We start from the raw sequence: 20,226 nt of genomic DNA, 5'->3' as shown, positions 1-20,226 counted from the left end.
TGGAAAAGCAGGAAGGCCGCATCGAACGATGCGGCCTTTTTTGTTGGATGCGCTGCCACTGTGTGGCTTCTGGCCTGCCTGGGTCGGCAGCAAACGTTGCCGGACGTACGCCTGAGCGTCGTCCGCAACTAGGCGCCCTCAATCAACACGCCAACAGCGTGCAACGCCGCCGTCGCCAGCGCTCAGGCCGGCACGTCGGCCTGGGAATCGCCGCCCAGCGCACCCATGAACTGGCGGTAGTGGCGCAGCTCGTCGATCGAATCGCGCACATCGCTCAACGCGGTGTGGGCCGAGCTCTTGGCAAAGCCATTGGCCACCGTCGGCGCCCAACGCCGTGCCAGCTCCTTGATGGTGGACACGTCCAGGTTGCGGTAGTGGAAGTAGCGCTCCAGGCGCGACATCTGGCGATGCAGGAAGCGGCGGTCCTGGCAGATCGAATTGCCGCACATCGGCGAGGCGCCGGCGCGGATCCATTCACTCAGGAAGGCCACCGTCTGCGCCTCGGCCTGGGCATGGGTGACCTGGCTGTCGAGCACGCGCTGCCACAGCCCCGAACGGCGGTGCTGATTGCGGTTCCACTCGTCCATGGCTTCCAGCGTCGCCAGCGGGTGGGCGATGGCCAGCTCCGGCCCTTCGGCAAGCACGTTCAACTGCGCATCGGTCACGATGGTGGCGATCTCGATGATGGAATCGCGATCGGTATCCAGGCCGGTCATTTCCAGATCGATCCAGATCAGTCGGTCGTTGCCTGCAAGGGTGTCTGCCATATCGCCGTCCTGTGGAGGGCCGTCGCCGGCCGGATGCTGAAGGGCGCGCATCATACCGCGGCCGCGCCGCTCAGGGCGCGAGGGGCGGCTTGCCGCGCTTGGCCCTGAAGTAATTGGTCAGGCGCAGGCCGGCCTCGGCGGCCAGCACGCCACCGCTGACCTGCACGCGGTGGTTATGGCGCGGGTCGGCGGGCAGATCGAACACGCTGCCGCAGGCGCCGGTCTTGGGGTCGCTGGCGGCGAATACCACCCGCGCGATGCGCGCGTGGATCATCGCCATCGCGCACATCGCGCACGGCTCCAACGTGACATACAGCGTGCAGCCGATCAGCCGGTGGTTGGCCAGGCGGCGGCCACCTTCGCGCAGGGCCATGATCTCGGCATGCGCGCTGGGATCGTGGCTGGCGATATTGAAGTTCCAGCCCTCGCCCAGCACGGTGCCCCTGGCATCGATCAGGAGCGCGCCGACCGGGATCTCGTCAAAGTCGCGTTCGGCACGCTCGGCCAGTTGCAGGGCGCGTTGCATCCACTGTTGGTCGATCAGCGTCTGCGCCGCGTCTACCGACGTTTCCACCGGCATGCTCACGCGGCGCTGCCGCCCTGGCGATCCAGGAAGGCGGCGAACGCGGCCACGGTGGCTTCGCTGACATGGTGCTCGATGCCTTCGGCGTCACGGCGCGCGGTGGCCTCGTCGATGCCCAGGGCGAGCAGGAAACGTTCGACGATCTGATGGCGCTGCCGGCTGGACGCCGCCAGCGCCTCGCCGGCCGGGGTCAGGAACACCCCGCGGTACGGGCGCTGCACCACCCAGCCGTCGCGCACCAGGCGCTTGAGCATCTTGGCCACGGTCGGCTGCGCCACGCCTAAGCGCGCGGCGATATCGACCTGACGCGCTTCGCCACCGTCGACCAGCAGATCGGAGATCAGCTCCACATAGTCCTCGACCAGCTCGGCGCGGCGCGCTTCGCGCACCTGACGGAAGCTCTCCATATGCACCTGCGCGTCGATCAGCGCCGGCGCGGCTGCTTCCAGCTTTTCGCTCTTGCCCACCCTCATCCCCGTCATCACGTCCGGCGCCAGTGCCGGGATGCGTAGTTTGAAGCACGCAGCCGATCATTACGATTTAAATTGCCAATGCTCAATAGAATAGCCCTTGCTATATCATCGGTGTGAATCCCCGCCAGCCTGCGCCGCATGTCCGTCGATCTCCGTCCTCACCCGACCTCGCCCCTCCCCTTGCCGGCCGCGGCCAATGGCGGGTTGGGCGATCACCACGCCAGCGTCGCCGTACCCAAGGGCGGGCACTGGTGGTTCCGGCTGCTGGCGTTCCTGGGCCCGGGCTATATGGTGTCGGTCGGGTACATGGACCCGGGCAACTGGGCCACCGACCTGGCCGGCGGCTCGCAGTTCGGCTATCTGCTGCTGTCGGTGATCCTGCTGTCCAACCTGATGGCGATCGTGCTGCAGAGCCTGTCGGCGCGGCTGGGCATCGCGACCGGGCTGGACCTGGCGCAGGCCTGCCGGGCGCGCTACCCGCGCGGAGTGAACCTGGCGCTGTGGGGCATCTGCGAACTGGCGATCATCGCCTGCGATCTGGCCGAGGTGATCGGCACCGCCATTGCGTTGAAGCTGTTGTTCGGCATTCCGCTGACCGTGGGCGCCATCATCACTGCGGTGGACGTGGTGCTGGTGCTGTTGCTGATGAACCGCGGTTTCCGTGCGCTGGAAGCGTTCGTGATCGCGCTGCTGTTGATCATCTTCGTCTGCTTCGGCGTCCAGATCGCGCTGGCGGCACCACCGATCGCCGCCGTGCTGGGCGGCTTCATTCCGCGTGCGCAGGTGGTCACCGACCCGCGCGCGCTGTATCTGGCGATCGGCATCATCGGTGCGACGGTGATGCCGCATAACCTGTACCTGCATTCGTCGATCGTGCAGACACGTGCGTATCCGCGCACCGATGCGGGCCGCAAGTCGGCGCTGCGCTGGGCGGTGACCGACAGCACCGTGGCATTGATGTTCGCGCTGTTCATCAATGCCTCGATCCTGATCCTGGCGGCGGCGGTGTTCCATGCGCAGGGCCGCACCGATGTGCAGGAAATCGAACAGGCCCATGCCCTGCTCGCGCCGATGCTGGGCGTGGGCCTGGCCTCGACGCTGTTCGCAGTGGCGTTGCTGGCCTCCGGCGTCAATTCCACCGTCACCGCCACGCTGGCCGGGCAGATCGTGATGGAAGGCTTCCTGCAACTGCGCTTGCCGCCGTGGCTGCGCCGCCTGCTGACACGTGGCATCGCCATCGTGCCGGTGGTGATCGTGACCTGGTTGTATGGCGAGGCCGGTACCGCGCGGCTCCTGGTGCTCAGCCAGGTGGTGCTGTCGATGCAGCTGCCGTTTGCAGTAATCCCGCTGGTGCGCTTCGTGTCGGACCGTGAGTTGATGGGCGCATTGGTGGCACCGCCGTGGCTGGTGCGCATCGCCTGGGTCATTGCGACGGTGATCGTCGGCTTGAACCTGAAGCTGCTGTGGGACACTGCGCTGCAGTGAGTGGCGAGCACAACCGGCGTGGTCGATGCGATGCGGCAGCTGCGTGTGCTGCAGAGCCAGGCAGGATGCACGGAGGAGCGTTGATCGGCGCTGCATTGCGTTCGTGCGAGGTGGATGCCCGGATGATCCATTACGGCGCATCGACTGCAGCGAACGAGCTGATCCGCAACGCTGGGGATAACCGTTGTAGAGCGCACGCAGATGCAATCTGCGCTGCGACGCAGGCGGTCTACTGCTCGCATGCACCGGCACGCCCGTGGCCTGCGTCGCACCGCGTGGCGCGGGCTCATGCAAGCACGATGCGTATCGCATCGTGCCATCGCCGGGCTGCATGCCCCTCGCCCCAGGAGTGTTTATGGACCCGTTCGAGGCGCATCCGGCCGACGCCGGACGCCGCAGCTTTCTCATCACCGGCACGGTCGCCGTAGCAGCGTTGTCGCTGCCCGCGTTCGCCACTGCCGCACCTCCCGCACGCGCCCGCGCCACCACCCCACCCCACTCGTCCACTCACGGAGTCAACCCGATGTCCAATTTCGTCAAACGCCCCGACGGCGCCAATATCTTCTACAAGGATTGGGGCAAGGGCCAGCCGGTCGTCTTCGCACATGGTTGGCCGCTCAGCGGCGATGCCTGGGACCCGCAAATGCTGTTCATGGGCCAGCACGGCTACCGCGTGATCGCACACGATCGCCGCAGCCATGGCCGCTCGTCGCAGACCTGGGACGGTAACGACATGGACACCTATGCGGACGATCTGGCTGCAGTGATCGACGCGCTGGACCTGAAGGATGCGATCCTGGTCGGCCATTCCACCGGCGGTGGCGAAGTGGCGCATTACGTTGGCCGCCATGGCAGCAAGCGTGTGGCCAAGGTGGTACTGGTCGGCGCAGTGCCGCCGCAGATGGTCAAGAGCCCAACCAATCCGGGCGGCCTGCCGATGAGCGTGTTCGACGGCATCCGCGATGGCGTTGCCAAGGACCGTTCGCAGTTCTATCAGGACCTGACCACGCCGTTCTTCGGTGCCAACCGTGACGGCAACAAGGTCACCCAGGGCATGCGCGATGCGTTCTGGCTGCAGGGCATGCTGGGCGGTCACAAGGGTCAGTACGACTGCATCAAGGAATTCTCCGAGGTCGATTACACCGCCGACCTGAAGAAGATCGACGTGCCGGCGCTGGTGGTGCATGGCGACGACGACCAGATCGTGCCGATCGATGCATCAGGCAAGTTGTCGGCCAAGATCATCAGCAACGCCGAACTGAAGATCTACCCCGGCGCGCCGCACGGGTTGACCATTACCCATGCCGATCAGTTCAACAAGGATCTGCTGGCCTTCGCCAAGCGCTGATTCTTGCTTCACTGCGTAAGACAAAGGCCGGCTCGTGAGAGCCGGCCTTTTGTTTTGGTGCGCGTTGCTTTGCTGCGCGCAGATCCGTTGTGATCAGGCTGGCGGCCTCAGCGTCGATAGGCCTGTTGCCAGTGGCGCCCCAATGCGCCCACTGCAGGCGAGCTTGCGGACCCACGACGTGCGCGCAAAGATGCCGAAACAGCAAGCGGGATGGCGACGGTGCACCTTCGCAGCGTGGTCGCAACACCGCGCAACGGACCAGCTTCAGGCATGGACCGGCCAGCCACAGGTGAGCAAAGCAACCAGTGCCCGCAAGAAACCGCCACGCAGCACGACCACCAGCAACGCGATGCTCAGCCATGGCGGTGCCAGCAATGGCAGGTCAGGCAGTCGCAGCCAATGTCGATCGGCAGCGCGAGCGATACGCCGACCGCTGAAGGACACGTGCGCTGCCCTGGCTGACCGTATGGCCGATCGGGCGCAGCCAGCAGGCGGGGTGCGCCCGCTCCGCTTGGCCAAAAGGCGCTCCGGCCCTGGGTCTGCGCAGGCCGGTTACCAGCGCCGGCAACCGGCCTCACGCACGGCAGGCGCGGCCAACCTGGCAGCAGAAAGCGACATCGATTTCAGCGCCGGGCCGATCGGGAGCGTCGTGCTGATGAAGTTCTCAGATATCGGCATGCGCGTGCGGCGGCACCGCTACACCGCCGCCACCGACGAAGTGGCGGACCACCGGCGCGCGCTCGCCTTGATGCAGGGCGCGGATCTGCTCCTGCAGCTGGCGGTCGTCGCCGGTGACGCGCTCGTGCTGACGCAGATGTTCCAGCCACGAGGCGACGATGAAGTATTCCAGTTGCACGCCGGGTGTTGCCGCGTCTTCGGCGATACCCCAGACCACCGCACCATCACGACGCCGCGCGTTGCCCAGTTGCGTCATCAGCTGCAGGAAAGTTACGCGCGCATGGGCAGCGATGCGGTATTCGACCGTCACCAGCACCGGGCCGCGATCGTGTTCGACCGCATCCGATTGCGCCGGCACAGGCCAATGTCCGCCAGGGGCGAGGTCCAGCTGTTCGGTGCCGGCAATGCGCGCGCGCTTGACCAGCAGCGCCGCGATCACCGCGCCAACGGCGGCAATCTGCAGGGCTGTCGCGATCGAGGTGCGTTGCGCCAACGCGCCCCAGACCAGCGAGCCGGCCGCCATACCCGCAGAAAACACCACGATGTACAGCGACAATGCGCGTGCGCGCACCCAGGCAGGCACCGCCGTTTGCGCGGCGATCTGCAAGGACGACAGCACGGTAATCCAGGCCAGGCCGTTGACCACCATCACCACGCACAGCACTCCGATCTGACGCGACAATGCCAGCCCCAGCAATGAGGCTGCGCACACGATGGTGGCCACGAACACCAGTAGGTCGCGGTCGTAGCGCGCACGCAGGCGTGGCAACAGCAGCGCGCCACTGATCGCACCGATGCCGATGCAGCCCAGCAACACGCCATAACTGCCGGCACCCAACTGCATGTCGCGACGAACCACCAACGGCAGCAATGCGGTCAACGCGCTAGCGAACAGGAAGAACCCGGCGGCCTTGATCAGCACCGCCTGCAAGCGCCCGGCGCGTGCGGCGTAGCGCAGACCGGCACGCAGGCCCGCGCCGAAGCTCTCCGGCGGCAATGCAGAGATATGCACATCGCGACGCCAACGCCACAACACCAGCAGCATCAGCCCGAAGGTCACGCCATTGAGCAAAAATGCCCACGGCGGCCCGAATTGCGCCACGATCAAACCGCCAACCGCTGGGCCGATCGAGCGGGCGATGTTCATGCCGATCGAATTGAGCGCTACCGCCGAGGCCAGCATCGGCCGCGGCACCAGCTCCGACACGATTGCCGCCTGCGCAGGCATCGCCATTGCCGCGCCCATGCCCATTGCAAAGGTCAATGCCACCAGTACCCACGGGGTTAGCAACTGCAGATGCGATAGCAAGGCCAAGGCTGCGGCCACCAGCAACATCCAGCCCTGGGTAAGCATCAGGTAGCGGCGGCGGTCGACGATGTCGGCCAGCGTGCCGGCCACCAGTGCGAACAACACCACCGGCAAGGTGGTGGCCGACTGCACCGCCGCCACCATCAACGGCGAGCCCGTCCGTTCGACCATCACCCAGGACGCGGCGACATCGTTGATCCAGGTGCCGATGTTGCTGCCTAAGATGGCCAGCCATAAGGCACGAAAGATCGGCTCGCGCAGCGGCGACCAGGCACCGCTATCGGCGGGTGCGGCAGAAGAAGTCATCGCGGCAAGGCTCCAGTGGACGGGGTGAAACAAACAAGGTGACGGGCCTGGATGCGCCGGCAGGCGCATCGCTGTGGTGCCGATCTCAGAACGCGAAACACGCGCAACCCAATGCGCCCCAGAAGCCGAGCAGATCATCGCTGGGCGCAGCATGCTGCGCTGCATGTCCATGCGGCCCGTGCGCGCGACAGCCATGGCCATGCGTGTGCGTGGCACTGGCAAGCCCGCTGGCCGTACCGCCCACGTGATAGCCGCCGAACCGGTTGACCGGCGACCAGTCCGGCATCGCCGGCGGCAAGGTGGGCGCCAGTGCGGCGAAGTCGCCGTCGCCATGGACGACGCGCCCACCCAGCACGGTCAGCACGCTGGTGATGTCGGCAATGGCGGCATCGTCGACGCGGAAGTAATCGTCGGACAACACGATGAAATCGGCCAGTTGCCCCGCCGCCAGCGTGCCCTTGTGGCCCTCATCGCCGGAGAACCACGCGCTGCCCTGCGTCCACAGCCGCAACGCCTGCTCACGGTCGAGCAGGTTCTCTTCGCCGTACAACGCCAGACCGCCCACCGTGCGTCCGGTGACCAGCCACGACAGCGCCACCCACGGGTTGTAACTGGCCACGCGCGTCGCATCGGTGCCGGCGCCCACCGGCACGCCGGCGGCCAGCATGCGACGCACCGGTGGCGTCTGCTGCGCAGCCTGTACGCCGTAGCGCTCGACAAACGCTTCGCCCTGATACGCCATGCGGTGCTGCACGGCGATGCCGCCGCTCAAGGCGCGAATGCGGTCGATATTGCGTGGCGTGATGGTTTCGGCGTGATCGACGAACCAATGCAGGCCATCGAACGGAATGTCGGCATTGACCTTTTCGTACACATCGAGAATGCGTCCGATGCTTTCGTCGTAGGTGGCATGGATACGGAATGGCCAACGCTTTTCGACCAGCAACCGCACCACCTGCTCCAGCTCGGGCTCCAGTTCCGGCGGCAGCTCCGGGCGCGGCTCGCTGAACTGCTCGAAATCCGCAGCCGAAAACACCAGCATTTCGCCGGCGCCGTTGTGCCGCAGCAGATCGTCGCCCTTGCGCACCGGCAGCATCTCGGTCCAGCCGCGGAAGTCGTCGACTTCCTTGCCCTTGTTCTGGGTGAACAGGTTGTAGGCGATGCGCACGCTCAACTGGTCGGCCGCGTGCAACTGTTCGATGACTTGGTAGTCCTCCGGATAATTCTGGAAACCGCCGCCGGCATCGATCACCGAGGTGATCCCCAGCCGGTTGAGTTCGCGCATGAAATGGCGTGTGGAATTGGCCTGATACTCCAACGGCAGTCGCGGGCCCTTGGCCAGGCTGGTGTAGAGAATCAGGGCATTGGGCTTGGCCAGCAGCAAGCCTGTGGGATTACCCAGCTTGTCGCGCTCGATGCGCCCGCCGGGCGGATCGGCAGTGGCCTTGTCGTAGCCACAGGCGCGCAAGGCCGCGCGGTTCAGCAGGGCGCGGTCGTACAGATGCAGCAAAAATACCGGTGTATCCGGTGCGATGGCATTGATCTCGTCCAGGGTCGGCAAGCGTTTTTCGACGAACTGATGCGCGGTGAATCCGCCGACCACACGCACCCATTGCGGCGCTGGGGTGCGGTCGACCTGCGCCTTCAACATCGCCATCGCATCGGCAAGCGAGCGCACGCCATCCCAGCGCAGCTCCAGGTTGTAGTTGAGCCCGCCGCGAATCAGATGGGTGTGGCTGTCATTGAGGCCGGGCAACAGGCGTCGGCCTTGCGCATCGATGCTGCGGGCGCCAGCTGCCAGCGCCATGATCTGCGCATCGTCGCCCACCGCCACGATGCGTCCATCGGTCACTGCAATGGCGGTGGCGCTGGGCTGACGTGGATCGAGGGTAGTGATGCGTGCGTTGCGAACGACCAGATCGACCATCGGAGACTTCCCTGAAGCAGACCAGGCGCCGGGCAAGGCGCCCAACGCAAGACCGGCGGCGGCGGCCTGCATCCACAGGCGCCGCCCGGCATCGTGATCATTCGGTACGCCGCTCATGCCGCACCACGCCTGCGCAGCCCATCCAGCGACCATGCGCCACCGCCAGCGGCAACCAGCCCCAGCAACACCAGCAGCCACATCAGCGGGTATTCCATCCCGCCGTGCATCCAGAACCAGCCCTTGGGCACGCCCACCACGACGGTGGTGGCGATGAACACCGCCGCCAGTGCAGCACTGACGCGCGTCCACAGACCCAGTAACACCGCCAGCCCCGAGAGCGTCTGCACCAAAGCCAGCAGCAACGGCAACGGTTGCGCAGACGGAAAGCCGAATTGCTGTAATTCAGCGGCAAATGCAGCCAGCCCCGGCCCACCAAACCATCCCAGCAACTTGCCCAGGCCATGCGGCAACAGGAAACCGCCGCCGGCAATGCGCAGCATCAGCAATGCCGCTGCAAGGCCGGCGTTGCCACGTGGTGCCGATGCGTTCAATGCCCGCCTTCCTGCGCGCCGAACATGGTTTTGGCGTACTGAATGCCGATGCCGTAGCCGCCCGCATGCGCACGCGCGATGCCGGTGGTGAGGTCGTAGGTGTCGCTGCGTGCCCAGTCGCGCTGCAGTTCCAGCAGGTACTGCACGCTGGTGATGGGGGCGGCGCCGGCCTGCACCATCCGCGTCACCGCGCGCTCGTGCGCTTCGTCGCTGACATCGCCGCAGGCATCGGTGATGACGTAGACCTCGAACCCCTGCTCGACCGCCGACAGCGTCGGGCCGACGATGCAGACGCTGGTCCACAGCCCGGCAATCACCAGACGCTGCTTGCCGATGGCGTTGACGCGATCGATCACACCCTGGTCTTCCCAGGCATTCATGCTGGTGCGATCGAACACCGGTTCGCCGGCAAAGATCTCCGGCAGCTCGGGAAACAGTGGGCCGGAGAACGACTTCTCTGCAACGGTGGTCAAGATCACCGGCACCTTGAAGCCTTTGGCGCCCTTGGCAATCAGCGACACGTTGTTGCGCAGCGCCGAGATGTCGATGGTATGCGTGGCGAACGCCATCTGCGATTGATGGTCGATCAGGATCAGCGCGTGATCACCGGGCGACAACAGGGACTTACCGGGGACGGCGGTGGCGGTGGTCATGCGTGATGCTCCAGGGAGGATGAAAAAGAACCGGCGCTGTGCCGATGCGCACGCGGCTGGGCACGCGCGGCGCAGGGATCGTTCGCCACTTGCGCGGCAAAGCGCGCCGGCGTGCAGCCGGTGGCGTTGCGGAAGCTGCGGACGAAATGGCTTTGATCGAAGAAGCACAGATCGGTGGCGATCTGGCTGATGGTGTGGCCGCCCTCGCGCAGCATGGCCTGGGCGCGTTCGAGGCGACGACGACGCAGATACTCCATCGGGCTGGCGCCCAGCGCATCGCGAAACACGCGCGCAAAATGGAAGCGGCTCATGCAGGCGGCGCCGGCCAGTTGCGTCACGCCGATGGGCTCATACAGATGCGTGTCGATGTACTGCAGCGCTCTGGCCACGGCACGTGCGCGCGGGGCGTACAGTGCGTTGGTGTTGCCTGCATGCAGATCGGGGCAACCGGCGGCAGTCAGACGTGCCATGTGACGTCTCCGGCGGGGAATGGCGCCATGGTGGGGCGAACCTGCCGATCGCCCCACCCCTGATGGTGAGGCCGATCGCTCACTCTTTCGGGTGAGCGACACGCGTGCTGCCACAAGCACGCATGGGATCGCATGGGTGCATCGCCATGGCATGCACCGCGCATGCACGCCGATGCAGGGGCGATACCGCGCCGTTGTTTCTGTCGCGCTTTGCAGTGTCCAAGCCGACACCCGCACCACACGCAAACCAAGCGGACGCCAGCGCACGAATGCCACGCTACAAGGCGGCGTCATCACTGCTGCAGCCAACCGATGGCATCCAGCTTGGCGCACACTGCATCGCAGCGACACGCACGCACCCCACGCTACATGCCGGTCCATGCGTAGCCGATTTCCTGCCCGACCTGCCTCCCCCGAAAGAGGTGGTGGTGCTTGGCCCCGATCTCGCCCGACAATGCTGCAATGCCGCGCGAGCCCCCCATCCGATTCCACCTGCTCTGGCGCCTGTGCGCGGCGGTGATCGTTGTGATGTGCAGTTGCGGGTGGCCGTGCAATCCCGTGTACGCCCAAGGCATCGCCGCAACGCGTGCGGGGCTGCTGCAATTCCACCACACCGCCTGGAGCACCGAGCGCGGCGCACCGGCCGATATCTGGGATATCCAGCAAGCCGAGGCCGGGCCATTGTGGCTGGCGACCGGATTTGGCCTGTTTCAGTTCGATGGCGACCGTTTCGCGCGGCAGGCGGCGCCGGATGGCGAGGCCTATGCATCGCACAACATGACCACGCTTGCGCTGGCGCCGGACGATACCGCCTGGATCGGCTACTTCAACGCCGGCATCGATCGCGTTGCCGACGGTCACCTGACGCACTTCAGCCCGGGCAAGGACGTGCCCGCCGGCATGGTGTTCCGCATTGAGCACGATGGCAGTGGGCGCTGGTGGGCCGCCATCGATGGCGGTTTGTGCTGGTTCGATGGGCAACGCTGGCAGCGTGCAGGCGCCGACTGGGGCTACACCGCCGAGCGCGCGCATTGGCTGCTGCGCGATGTGCGCGGCACGCTCTGGGTCAGCGACGGTACCCAGATTCTGTCGTTGCGGCTTGGCGCCAAACGCTTCGAACCCAGCGGCCAGCAGGTGGGTCTCTACGTCACCATGGCCGAAAGTCCGGGCGGAGCGATCTGGGTCGCAGACCCGTACCGCGGCGTGTTTGCGTTGACCGATGCGCAGGGCCACGTGCTGCCCGCCACGGCCCGTGCCCGGCTGCAATTTCCCGGGCTGTTCGCGCGGCGCATCCGGTTCATGCGCGATGGCGCGCTATGGGGCAGCGACTACGCGGCGCATGGCCTGTTCCGGATCGCCTTGCCCACATCGCCCACGCCGGTGCTGGAACGCTTCGGAACCGTACAAGGCCTGACCTCGGCCACTGCCGGCCCCTTGCTCGAGGACCGCGAAGGCAATCTGTGGGCCGGCACCAATCTGGGCCTCAACCGGTTCCGACATCGCGCGTTGCTGCCGTTGGCGTCCTTGCTGCCGGGCCAGGCGATGGCCGTGGCGACCTTCAATCCCGCCCCGGGCACCGCCGCACGCCCGCTCCTGGCCAGCCTGCGCGATGGCCGGCTGCTGGCCTTGAGCCGCGATCGCGTGGAAGGTTTGCAGCGTGGTGCGTCCCACCACATCCTGGATGTGCCGGCGACCGCCAATGGCTGGGTGCTTGGCGAGCACGCCTTGCTACGTCTGCAGGTCGGCCGCGTGCAACCGGTGGCGCTGCCGCTCGGCCTGGCGACCGGCGCCATCCGCGCCTTCGTCGTGGACAACCGCAACCATCCCCGGATCTGCCCGGATGCCGGCGGCCCCTACGCTTTCGACGGCAACGTCTGGCAGCCGCTGCCCGATCTGCAGGATAGCCCGTGCACGGTGCTCGCCAATACGCGCGATGGCGGCCTGTGGGTGGGCACCATCAAGGGCGATGCGCGCCTGCTGCAGGTCCGGCAGGTGACGCGTTACAGCGCAGAAAATGGCCTGTCGGTGGGGCCGATCACCGCCATCTGGCAAGGCCCGTCGCTCACGCTGGTCGCCGGCGAAACCGGGCTGGCAGCGCTGGGCGCCGACGGCCGGTTCCGGCAAGTGGTCGATCAGACCAATCCGCTCCTGCAGGGCATCACCGGCATCGTGCAGGACCGGCACGGCACGCTGTGGTTGAACGGCAACCGCGGCGTGGTGCAGATCGCTCAACGTGCGCTGCTACAGAGCGTGCAATCGGGCGTGGTCAGCCCGGCGCTGCGCCTGTACGACATCATGGACGGGTTGCCCGGTGTCGCCCAGCAGGCCACACCGGTCCCCACGGCCATCGCCGCCGACGACGGCCTGTTGTGGTTCACCACCAACCAGGGCCTGGCCTGGCTGGACCCGGAACAGACCTACCGCAACCCCACCGCGCCGGAGGTCTTCATCACCGACGTGGTCGCCGACGACCGTCCCTACCCGCGTACCGCCGGGCTGCGCCTGCCCAAGTGGACGCACCGCCTGCGCATCGGCTACGACGCTGTGAGCCTGACCCGGCCCGAACGCGTGCGCTTCCGCTACCGGCTGGAGGGCGTGGACGCGCACTGGCAGGACGCCGGCAACCGTAACGAGGCGTTCTATACCAACCTCGCGCCCGGCCGTTACCGCTTCCGCATTGCCGCCGCCAACAACGATGGCGTGTGGAACGCGCGCGGCGACACGCTGGATTTCGTCATCGAAGCGGCCTTCGTGCAAACCTGGCAATTCAAGGTGTGCGTTGCGCTCGCCCTGCTGCTGACGCTTGCGATGCTGTGGCGCATGCGCACCCGGCGTATTGCCGGACGCCTGCGTGCACGCCTGGAAGAGCGCTACCGCGAACGCGAACGCATCGCGCGCGAGTTGCACGACACCTTGTTGCAGGGCACGCAAGGCCTGATCCTGCGGCTGCATGCCGCCAGCCGCTCGTTGCCGCAGGACGACCCGCGGCGGCTGGAGCTCGAACAGGCGGTCGACCTGGCCGAGAATGCGCTGGTCGAAGGCCGCGACCGCGTCAACGGGCTGCGCGACAGTTATTCGCTGCGCCAGGATCTGGCCGCCGCACTGCAGCGCGCACGCGAGGCCACCATGCCACCGCCGTCTGCCGAACTGCAGGTGTCGGTCGAAGGACGCCCGGTGGCGCTGCGTCCGATGGTGGCCGACGAAGTGTTCCAGCTTGGCCGCGAAGCATTGGCCAATGCCGATCGCCATGCAGGCGCCGCGCGCATCGCGCTGGAACTGCGTTACGGTTCACGTGACTTCGTGCTGCGCATCCGCGACGATGGCTGCGGCCTGGATCCAGACGTGCTGCATGGGCATGCACGCACCGGCCACTGGGGGCTGACCGGCATGCAGGAACGCGCCAAACGCATCGGCGCCAAGATGCAGTTGTGGTCGCGTCCAGGCAGCGGCACCGCAATCCAGATCACGCTTCCGGCCCGTACCGCCTATGCGACGCCACCGCGCTGGTGGTGGCGATTTCGACCTGCACGATCCACGGAGAGCTCCAATGGCTGAGATGGTCAAACCGACCGACGTGCTGGTGGTAGACGATCATCCGCTGCTGCGCGACGGTCTCAGTGCCATGCTTGCCGCCGAACACGACATGCGTGTGGTCGGCGAAGCCGAAGACGGCGAACAGGCCGTGGCCTGCTACGCCAGCCTGCGCCCGGACGTGGTGCTGATGGATCTGCAGATGCCGCGCGTGGATGGCGTCGAAGCCATCCAGCGCATCCGCCGTGTCGACCCCGCCGCCAAGGTCATCGTGTTGACCACCTATACGGGCGATGTGCGTGCGGTGCGCGCACTGCAGGCCGGCGCCTGCGGCTATCTGCTCAAGAGCGCGCTGCGCCGCGAGCTGGTCGACACCATTCGCGACGTGCGCCGCGGCCAGCGGCGGCATGTTCCGGCGTCGGTGGCCGAAAACATCGCCGCCCACGTGCTCGACGACGCACTATCCGCCCGCGAGACGGAGGTACTGAGCCTGGTGGCCACTGGATGCTCCAACAAGCAGATCGGCAATGCCTTGAGCATTTCCGAAGAGACGGTCAAGGCGCATATGAAGAACATCCTGGCCAAGCTCGGCGTGCGCGATCGCACCCATGCGGTCACCGTTGCCCTGCGCCGGGGAATCCTGTCGCTGGAAACCTGAGCCGCCTGCGACCAGGCAGATCGCAAGCGCAGGTCGCTCTTCAAACACCGCTGCATCTGGTCATCGCGGTAGCGCGGCAACGGCAGGCGTGACACAAAGACGCCACCGCGCGCATCGGCCGGCTCACCGACGGCGCCGCGATGGATCGCCCCTGGAGGGCTAGCCGATCTTGCCGCCCACCGCGCCCGCCAGCCCGAACTCTGTAACCCGGTCCACCATTCTTGAACACAAGGCGCACGATGCGATCGACGCGCACTGTCAAATCGATCGGCTTGAGCTATCGTATGCACCGCCAGCGGCGTGGGGGCCGCTTCAGCATCATGCGCAACAGCCGATAACGGCTAGGTCCGACCGCTGCCGGGGGGCTGCGACGGCGTTCGATCCAATCACTAAACGCGTTCAGGGGAATTGCGATGCTTCGTCACTCTTTGCGGGTGCGCCTGCTGTTGCCGGTGCTGGCCTTGGTGCTGGTCGTGGTGGTGGCACTGACGGTCATTCTGGCCATTACCGAAGCGAATCGGGTCAAGTTCGAGACCGGCGACGCGATCGAGCGCCAGTCGGTGTCCTTGCAGACCCTGTTCTCGGTCACCCGCGCGATGATGCTCGATCGCGTCAATTCCTCCATGCGCCAGCTGCGCAAGGAAGCCAACGCACACGGCGCCGCCAGCGTCGGCAACGAAGTGCGCGTGGGCGAGCGCAGCGCCAACGACCTGCTGCTGGGCCAGAAGGCGCAGGCCAACGTCTTCGACATGCTCGACGAGGTCACCGCCATCCACGAAGGCACCGCCACGCTGTTCTCGCGCACCGGCGATGACTTCGTGCGCATCTCCACCAACGTCAAGAAGGACGACGGCAGCCGCGCCATCGGCACCGTGCTCGATCCGAACGGCCAGGCCGCCGCCAAGCTGCGCAACGGCGAAAGCTTCTACGGCGTGGTCGACATCCTCGGCAATCCGTACGTCACCGGCTACGAGCCGATCTTCGCCGGCAACGACAAGCGCGTGATCGGTGCCTGGTACGTCGGCTACAAGGCCGACACCCAGGCGCTGGAAAACGTGGTCAGCAGCCGTCGCGTGCTCGACTCCGGCTTCATCGCCGTGTTCGACAGCAAGAACAAGCTGCGCTTCCAGTCCACCACCGGTGCCACCACCGACACCGCCACCATCGAGCGGATCGTCAAGGAAACGCCCAACGACTGGGTCGTCACCAAGCAGGAAGTGCCCGATTGGGGCTTCACCCTGGTGTCGGCCTATCCCAAGAGCGACGTCAATGGCGTGATCGTGCGCCAGTCGCTGTGGATCGCCGGCATCGGCCTGCTGGTGTGTGCGCTGTTGCTCGGCCTGCAGTGGGCGTTGATCTGGAGCCGCGTGTTGCGCCCGATTCAGCACCTGACCACCGTGGCCGAAGAGCTGAGCCTGGGCAAGTGGAACCACACCATCGACGAGGTCAACCTCAAGGATGAAATTGGTACCCTGGCGCGCGCCATCTCCCGTCTGTCCAACAGTGTCCGGCTGGCCATGGAGCGGCTCAGCAAACGCTGAGCTGCGCGCACCCACTCCGTACCAGATGATGCAAGGAAGACGCCATGTCCACTGAATTCCGTCCGCTGATCGAGGTCCTGCGCGAGCTCAAGGCGCTGGCACTGAAGAAGGCGTCCGGCTTTCTGTTCATCGTCACCGAGGAGAACCACTCCTGCATCATCCGCCTCAACGCCGGGCAGATCGAAGAGGTGGTGTTCCGCATGCTGCGCAATGATGAGGCGGTGCAACGCCTCACCATGGTCAATGCGGCCAAGGCCCGCTTCCAGACCGATCCCGGCGCCGGCATGGGCAAGCCCTCGCTGCTGAGCGATGACTCGCGCCAGTGGTTGATGGGCGGTTTCGAACAGGATCTGGGTGGTGTGCCGGCACCGCCGCGGGCAGCGGTTGCAGCGGTTGCAGCGGCTCCGGCACCGGCCGCCGCACCGAACGCAGCACCTGCAGGCGCTGGGTCGCCACCGGACGAGCGCGTCCGCGATGCACTGGAAAAGGTCGCGCTGAATTATCTTGGCCCGATCGCCGGCATGCTCTGCGACGAAGCCTGGGACGCATCGAGCGACATCGAGCAGGTGCTCAACCAGCTCGGCGCCAACCTCTCCACGCCACAGGAAACGCAGAAATTCATGGCCGATGCGCGCGTGGCGCTGGCCAAGCTGCGCTGACAGGCAACTGCAGTGGATCCAGGATCAAACCGCGCATTGCGCGGTTTTTTTTCGCGCCCACTCGTGCGGAGATAGCGGAATTATCGCTGGCTAATCCAGACTTTTCACGCTTATGCCATTCAAGAACAAGTCGACGAAATGCCCGATACGCGATTTCGATGATTGGTCATTTTCGACTGCAAGGGAGATGGCAGTCACCACGCAAATGAAGTCCTCATACGTGACGTCGCCACGGATCGCACCCGCGTCCTGCCCGCGCTGAAGCAGCCGTCGCCCTTCCGCGGTGATCGCATGACAGCCGGGCGTCCCGCATTGGATAACAGCTCCGATCGAAGCAGCAAGGCTCTGATAAATGCTCGTGTTCCTGGCAAGTTCTTCCAGGTACGCGCGTACCGCCTCGCCTGGAGCAAGGTCTCGGTCGCGCGCACGGCTGGCTTGCGCCAGCGACAGGAAACGCTCGTTGCTGGTCGCGGCTAACAGTGCCTCGCGCGTGGGAAAGCGACGATACAGCGTACCGATGCCGACACCTGCGCGCCTGGCAACTTCCTCGAGCGGGACACCAGCTCCTTTTTCCAGAAAGAGCGCTTCAGCTGCAGAAAGGATGAGTTCCCGATTTTTCTGCGCGTCTGCCCGAAGGGCAGGTTCGTCACTCACACGTTTTACTCCCTCTCTTGTCAAGTGGAGGTTACCTCCATATAATAAGTGGAGCAATCCTCCATATTTGGAAAAGGCGCTGGCAAATGACGAACCGTTTCGAGGACAAAGTGGTGGTGATCACCGGGGGCAGCGACGGCATCGGCCTGGCAACGGCGAAGCTGTTCGCCATGGAAGGCGCGCACGTGTACATCACCGGGCGTCGGCAGGACGCACTTACCGAGGCCGTCAAGGAGATCGGCCACGGAGCAGTCGGTGTGCAAGGCGATGTCACCAATTCCGACGACGTCGCGCGGCTTTACGAACGCATCCAACGCGATCACCACAAGGTCGATGTCGTGTTCGCGAATGCAGGCATCTACGAGATCGTCCCACTCAACGCGATCGACGCTACGCATTTCGACACGACCTTCGACGTCAATGTGAAAGGCATGGTGTTCACCGTGCAAAAAGCGCTACCGCTGATGACTGCGGGCAGCGCTATCGTCCTCAACGGCTCCATCGCCGGCAGCAAGGGCCTGCCAGGCCAGTCTCTTTACAACGCCAGCAAGGCCGCGGTGCGCTCGTTCGCCCGAAGCTGGACCACTGACCTCAAGGAGCGAGGCATCCGCGTGAACGTCGTCTCGCCTGGTGGCACGCAGACGCGCCTGATACGCAGCTACCTCGATTCGCAGCCCGAACTTGAAGAGGCGCTGAGCAAGAGTGTTCCGCTAGGACGGTTGGCCGAACCGAACGAGGTAGCACGGGCAGTCCTCTTCCTGGCCTCCAGCGAGAGCAGCTTTGTCGCCGGCCATGAGCTTTTCGTCGACGGTGGCGTCGCTGCGGTTTAGGCATTGGGCAAGACGCGTGGGGTGCACGGCCATCCTGCGTGTCGAAGCCGTGCTGAGATCGTGCAGGCATGGCTACGGCTCTGGTCGAAACGCTTCGTCGAGCGCGGGGTATCCCGCTATGTGGTCTTGTTTGACGCAGAGACCTGACGCAGCCCGCGCTTCTAGGGCACGGTCCTGTCATCCAGCAACGGCAGAGCGCAGGCCAGCATCCCATCATCCGCGAAGGTCGAACGTACCTGAGTGCAGAATGCCTCACCCTCCCCCGCCAACGGCGGGGTCCGGGCGCATGCGCACCCGGTCTATTTCACCATCATCGATACTTGCGTCATCTTTTCGACGACCGGCGACAGTCCTCGAAAGGCCGATGTCACTCCTCCTCTGTCATCAACGGGCCTCGTAAATCCCTATGATTTAAGGGATTTCTAGTGAGGGATTTCTAGTGATCGACAAATGTATACCGTCGCGATCTACCGTCAAAACACGCGTTTAATGCTGGTGCGGGTTATAGAGCGACCTGCGCGGCGTAGACACTTCCGGGCTTATTGTCGATTTAGCGCGCTCCACTACGACCGGGAACGACCACACGCTAAGGGATTACAGTTCGCCCAGGAAATCCCCGACCACGGCGACGCAATGATCGAAGCTGGGCGTGTAATCCAGCATGGCGATGGCCTTGAACGCGGCGCGCAGGCCGGCATGCGGCGCTTGGATCTGGGACAGAAACGCCTCCCGATGGCGTAGGAGAAACGGCGTCGCCGCCAGAAGCTGCTGAGGCTCGCGCTCAATCACGAGCGCCAGGTCGAAAAGATCACGCGCCGTGACCCGATCGCCACGGTGATACATCTTCTTGGCAATGATTTCGGCGGCTGTCTCCACCTTCACGGCGCGACCGCCGATATCCCAGGTGTCCCAGGCGCCGTTCAGCAGATTGGGAGCGGCAACGAAGTCGACCTCGCCCTCCTCGAACTGCAGTTTGACGAAGGCGCCTGGCTGCTCAGTATAGTCCTGCGTCAAGTCCGCCGCCGAGTCGCTCAAACGAGGCGTGACAAAGCCGAGGTACTGCGGATCGGGCACAAAAATGTCGATGTCCTTGCTCAGCCGATGGCGGTAACGGAACATCAGCACGGTTCCACCGCCCAGGGTCCAGAACGGGTCCGTGATGCCGCCGTACTGGCTAATCTCGTCGATCAGCGCCAACGCCCGCGGGAAAAGCTTCTCCCATGGACCGCCGGGCAGTGCCACGGGCTTCATGCCCACAGCGCCCGACGGTGCACGGACAAGGATCCGGCCAGCTTCGCCACGTTGCGCCAGACCTGCCTTGGCGGCAGGTGTGCACGCGAGGCCGCCTCTTCCACGGCCATCACGACGATGGGCACAGGCGCCTCGTCGAGTAAATGTGTCAGGTGAGGGGCAAATGGAGCAGGCACTTCGCCACTCGCCAGGGCCTTCTCCAGCGCCTCGGGCGCCAGTTCACGTGCATAGCTGACGCTCACCGTCTTGGCCGCCATCCACAGGCCGCGCTTCTTACGCCTCGCTTGCGTATCGAGCTTGGGACTGTCCAAGCCCAGTACCGCCGTCACCTGCCCCACACGGTTGACGCCAAGATCGCTCAGCGTGCCATTTTCCAGGCCGACCAGGGTCTGGCGAGACAGTCCGCTCAAGTGTGCCAACTGCGCCTGGGACAGGCCCAGCTCAGTGCGCCGGGTCCGCACGGTATGGCCGATATCGATGAGGTTCATGGCAGGCGCGATAGCTAGGTTAAATGTCTAATATTTTTTACATAATATACCCACTTATCACCAC

18 protein-coding genes are annotated in these 20,226 nt (G+C 65.3%); 7 read left to right on the top strand and 11 right to left on the bottom strand.

Annotated elements, in window-relative coordinates; genetic code table 11:
- Window positions 1–182 precede the first annotated feature (182 nt).
- The 3 genes from orn to mntR all read right to left on the bottom strand — a co-directional run bounded on the left by orn (window position 183) and on the right by mntR (window position 1,817).
- Window positions 183–767, bottom strand: a complete 585-nt coding sequence (orn, locus tag ABQ137_RS17195; protein ID WP_024939185.1) for an oligoribonuclease — start codon at window positions 765–767, stop codon at window positions 183–185.
- Window positions 768–837: 70 nt separating this feature from the next.
- Window positions 838–1,341, bottom strand: coding sequence for a tRNA adenosine(34) deaminase TadA (gene tadA / locus ABQ137_RS17190; RefSeq protein ID WP_503021235.1), 504 nt, complete (start codon window positions 1,339–1,341; stop codon window positions 838–840).
- An 8-nt stretch (window positions 1,342–1,349) separates the two neighbouring features.
- Entirely contained in the window at window positions 1,350–1,817 is a 468-nt protein-coding gene (gene mntR / locus ABQ137_RS17185; RefSeq protein WP_024939187.1) for a manganese-binding transcriptional regulator MntR, read from the bottom strand.
- Between the two features lie 144 nt (window positions 1,818–1,961).
- Here mntR and ABQ137_RS17180 point away from each other — a divergent pair, with 144 nt between their 5' ends.
- Both ABQ137_RS17180 and ABQ137_RS17175 read left to right on the top strand, forming a co-directional pair.
- Window positions 1,962–3,308 carry an Nramp family divalent metal transporter gene (locus ABQ137_RS17180; protein ID WP_349783244.1) on the top strand — a complete coding sequence of 449 codons (1,347 nt, stop codon included), beginning with the start codon at window positions 1,962–1,964 and terminating at the stop codon, window positions 3,306–3,308.
- Between the two features lie 523 nt (window positions 3,309–3,831).
- Entirely contained in the window at window positions 3,832–4,656 is an 825-nt protein-coding gene (locus tag ABQ137_RS17175) for an alpha/beta fold hydrolase (RefSeq protein WP_024939189.1), read from the top strand.
- 664 nt (window positions 4,657–5,320) lie between these two features.
- Here the strand turns inward: ABQ137_RS17175 and ABQ137_RS17170 are convergent.
- The 5 genes from ABQ137_RS17170 to ABQ137_RS17150 all read right to left on the bottom strand — a co-directional run bounded on the left by ABQ137_RS17170 (window position 5,321) and on the right by ABQ137_RS17150 (window position 10,550).
- Window positions 5,321–6,949: an MFS transporter gene (locus ABQ137_RS17170; RefSeq protein WP_349783243.1), complete on the bottom strand. Its 1,629-nt coding sequence runs from the start codon at window positions 6,947–6,949 to the stop codon at window positions 5,321–5,323.
- 85 nt (window positions 6,950–7,034) lie between these two features.
- Window positions 7,035–8,876 (bottom strand): amidohydrolase, encoded by a 1,842-nt coding sequence (locus ABQ137_RS17165; protein WP_349783262.1) that lies wholly within the window; start codon window positions 8,874–8,876, stop codon window positions 7,035–7,037.
- A gap of 113 nt (window positions 8,877–8,989) precedes the next feature.
- Window positions 8,990–9,427 (bottom strand): DoxX family protein, encoded by a 438-nt coding sequence (locus ABQ137_RS17160; protein ID WP_349783242.1) that lies wholly within the window; start codon window positions 9,425–9,427, stop codon window positions 8,990–8,992.
- Window positions 9,424–10,080, bottom strand: coding sequence for a hydrolase (locus ABQ137_RS17155; RefSeq protein WP_104552631.1), 657 nt, complete (start codon window positions 10,078–10,080; stop codon window positions 9,424–9,426). The genes ABQ137_RS17160 and ABQ137_RS17155 overlap by 4 nt, the downstream gene beginning before the upstream one ends.
- Window positions 10,077–10,550: a helix-turn-helix transcriptional regulator gene (locus tag ABQ137_RS17150; RefSeq protein WP_104593319.1), complete on the bottom strand. Its 474-nt coding sequence runs from the start codon at window positions 10,548–10,550 to the stop codon at window positions 10,077–10,079. Before ABQ137_RS17150 ends, ABQ137_RS17155 begins: the two co-directional genes overlap by 4 nt.
- Before the next feature lie 462 nt (window positions 10,551–11,012).
- On the opposite strand from ABQ137_RS17150, the gene ABQ137_RS17145 reads away from it, so the two are divergent.
- From ABQ137_RS17145 to ABQ137_RS17130, 4 genes are all read left to right on the top strand, one after another.
- Window positions 11,013–14,105 (top strand): sensor histidine kinase, encoded by a 3,093-nt coding sequence (locus ABQ137_RS17145; protein ID WP_503021234.1) that lies wholly within the window; start codon window positions 11,013–11,015, stop codon window positions 14,103–14,105.
- Window positions 14,098–14,739 (top strand): response regulator, encoded by a 642-nt coding sequence (locus tag ABQ137_RS17140; RefSeq protein ID WP_024939195.1) that lies wholly within the window; start codon window positions 14,098–14,100, stop codon window positions 14,737–14,739. Before ABQ137_RS17145 ends, ABQ137_RS17140 begins: the two co-directional genes overlap by 8 nt.
- Before the next feature lie 413 nt (window positions 14,740–15,152).
- Window positions 15,153–16,280, top strand: a complete 1,128-nt coding sequence (locus tag ABQ137_RS17135) for a Cache 3/Cache 2 fusion domain-containing protein (protein ID WP_024939196.1) — start codon at window positions 15,153–15,155, stop codon at window positions 16,278–16,280.
- 44 nt (window positions 16,281–16,324) lie between these two features.
- Complete coding sequence (locus tag ABQ137_RS17130; RefSeq protein WP_024939197.1) at window positions 16,325–16,939, top strand: DUF8082 domain-containing protein; 615 nt, start codon at window positions 16,325–16,327, stop codon at window positions 16,937–16,939.
- A gap of 90 nt (window positions 16,940–17,029) precedes the next feature.
- Here the strand turns inward: ABQ137_RS17130 and ABQ137_RS17125 are convergent, their stop codons facing one another.
- Window positions 17,030–17,593: a TetR/AcrR family transcriptional regulator gene (locus ABQ137_RS17125; RefSeq protein ID WP_024939198.1), complete on the bottom strand. Its 564-nt coding sequence runs from the start codon at window positions 17,591–17,593 to the stop codon at window positions 17,030–17,032.
- A gap of 86 nt (window positions 17,594–17,679) precedes the next feature.
- Here ABQ137_RS17125 and ABQ137_RS17120 point away from each other — a divergent pair, with 86 nt between their 5' ends.
- Entirely contained in the window at window positions 17,680–18,423 is a 744-nt protein-coding gene (locus tag ABQ137_RS17120; RefSeq protein ID WP_349783241.1) for an SDR family NAD(P)-dependent oxidoreductase, read from the top strand.
- Window positions 18,424–19,017: 594 nt separating this feature from the next.
- Here the strand turns inward: ABQ137_RS17120 and ABQ137_RS17115 are convergent.
- Both ABQ137_RS17115 and ABQ137_RS17110 read right to left on the bottom strand, forming a co-directional pair.
- A complete protein-coding gene (locus ABQ137_RS17115; RefSeq protein ID WP_349783240.1) occupies window positions 19,018–19,674 on the bottom strand; it encodes a nucleotidyl transferase AbiEii/AbiGii toxin family protein in 657 nt (218 codons plus the stop codon).
- Window positions 19,671–20,162 (bottom strand): helix-turn-helix domain-containing protein, encoded by a 492-nt coding sequence (locus tag ABQ137_RS17110; protein WP_349783239.1) that lies wholly within the window; start codon window positions 20,160–20,162, stop codon window positions 19,671–19,673. The genes ABQ137_RS17115 and ABQ137_RS17110 overlap by 4 nt, the downstream gene beginning before the upstream one ends.
- Between the last annotated feature and the right edge of the window lie 64 nt (window positions 20,163–20,226).

It is taken from the genome of Xanthomonas sp. WHRI 8393, from assembly GCF_040203315.1.
Classification (GTDB): Bacteria; Pseudomonadota; Gammaproteobacteria; order Xanthomonadales; family Xanthomonadaceae; genus Xanthomonas; species Xanthomonas arboricola.
The sequence above is the reverse complement of the archived record's forward strand: the minus strand, read 5'-3'. Positions and strand labels throughout refer to the sequence as shown.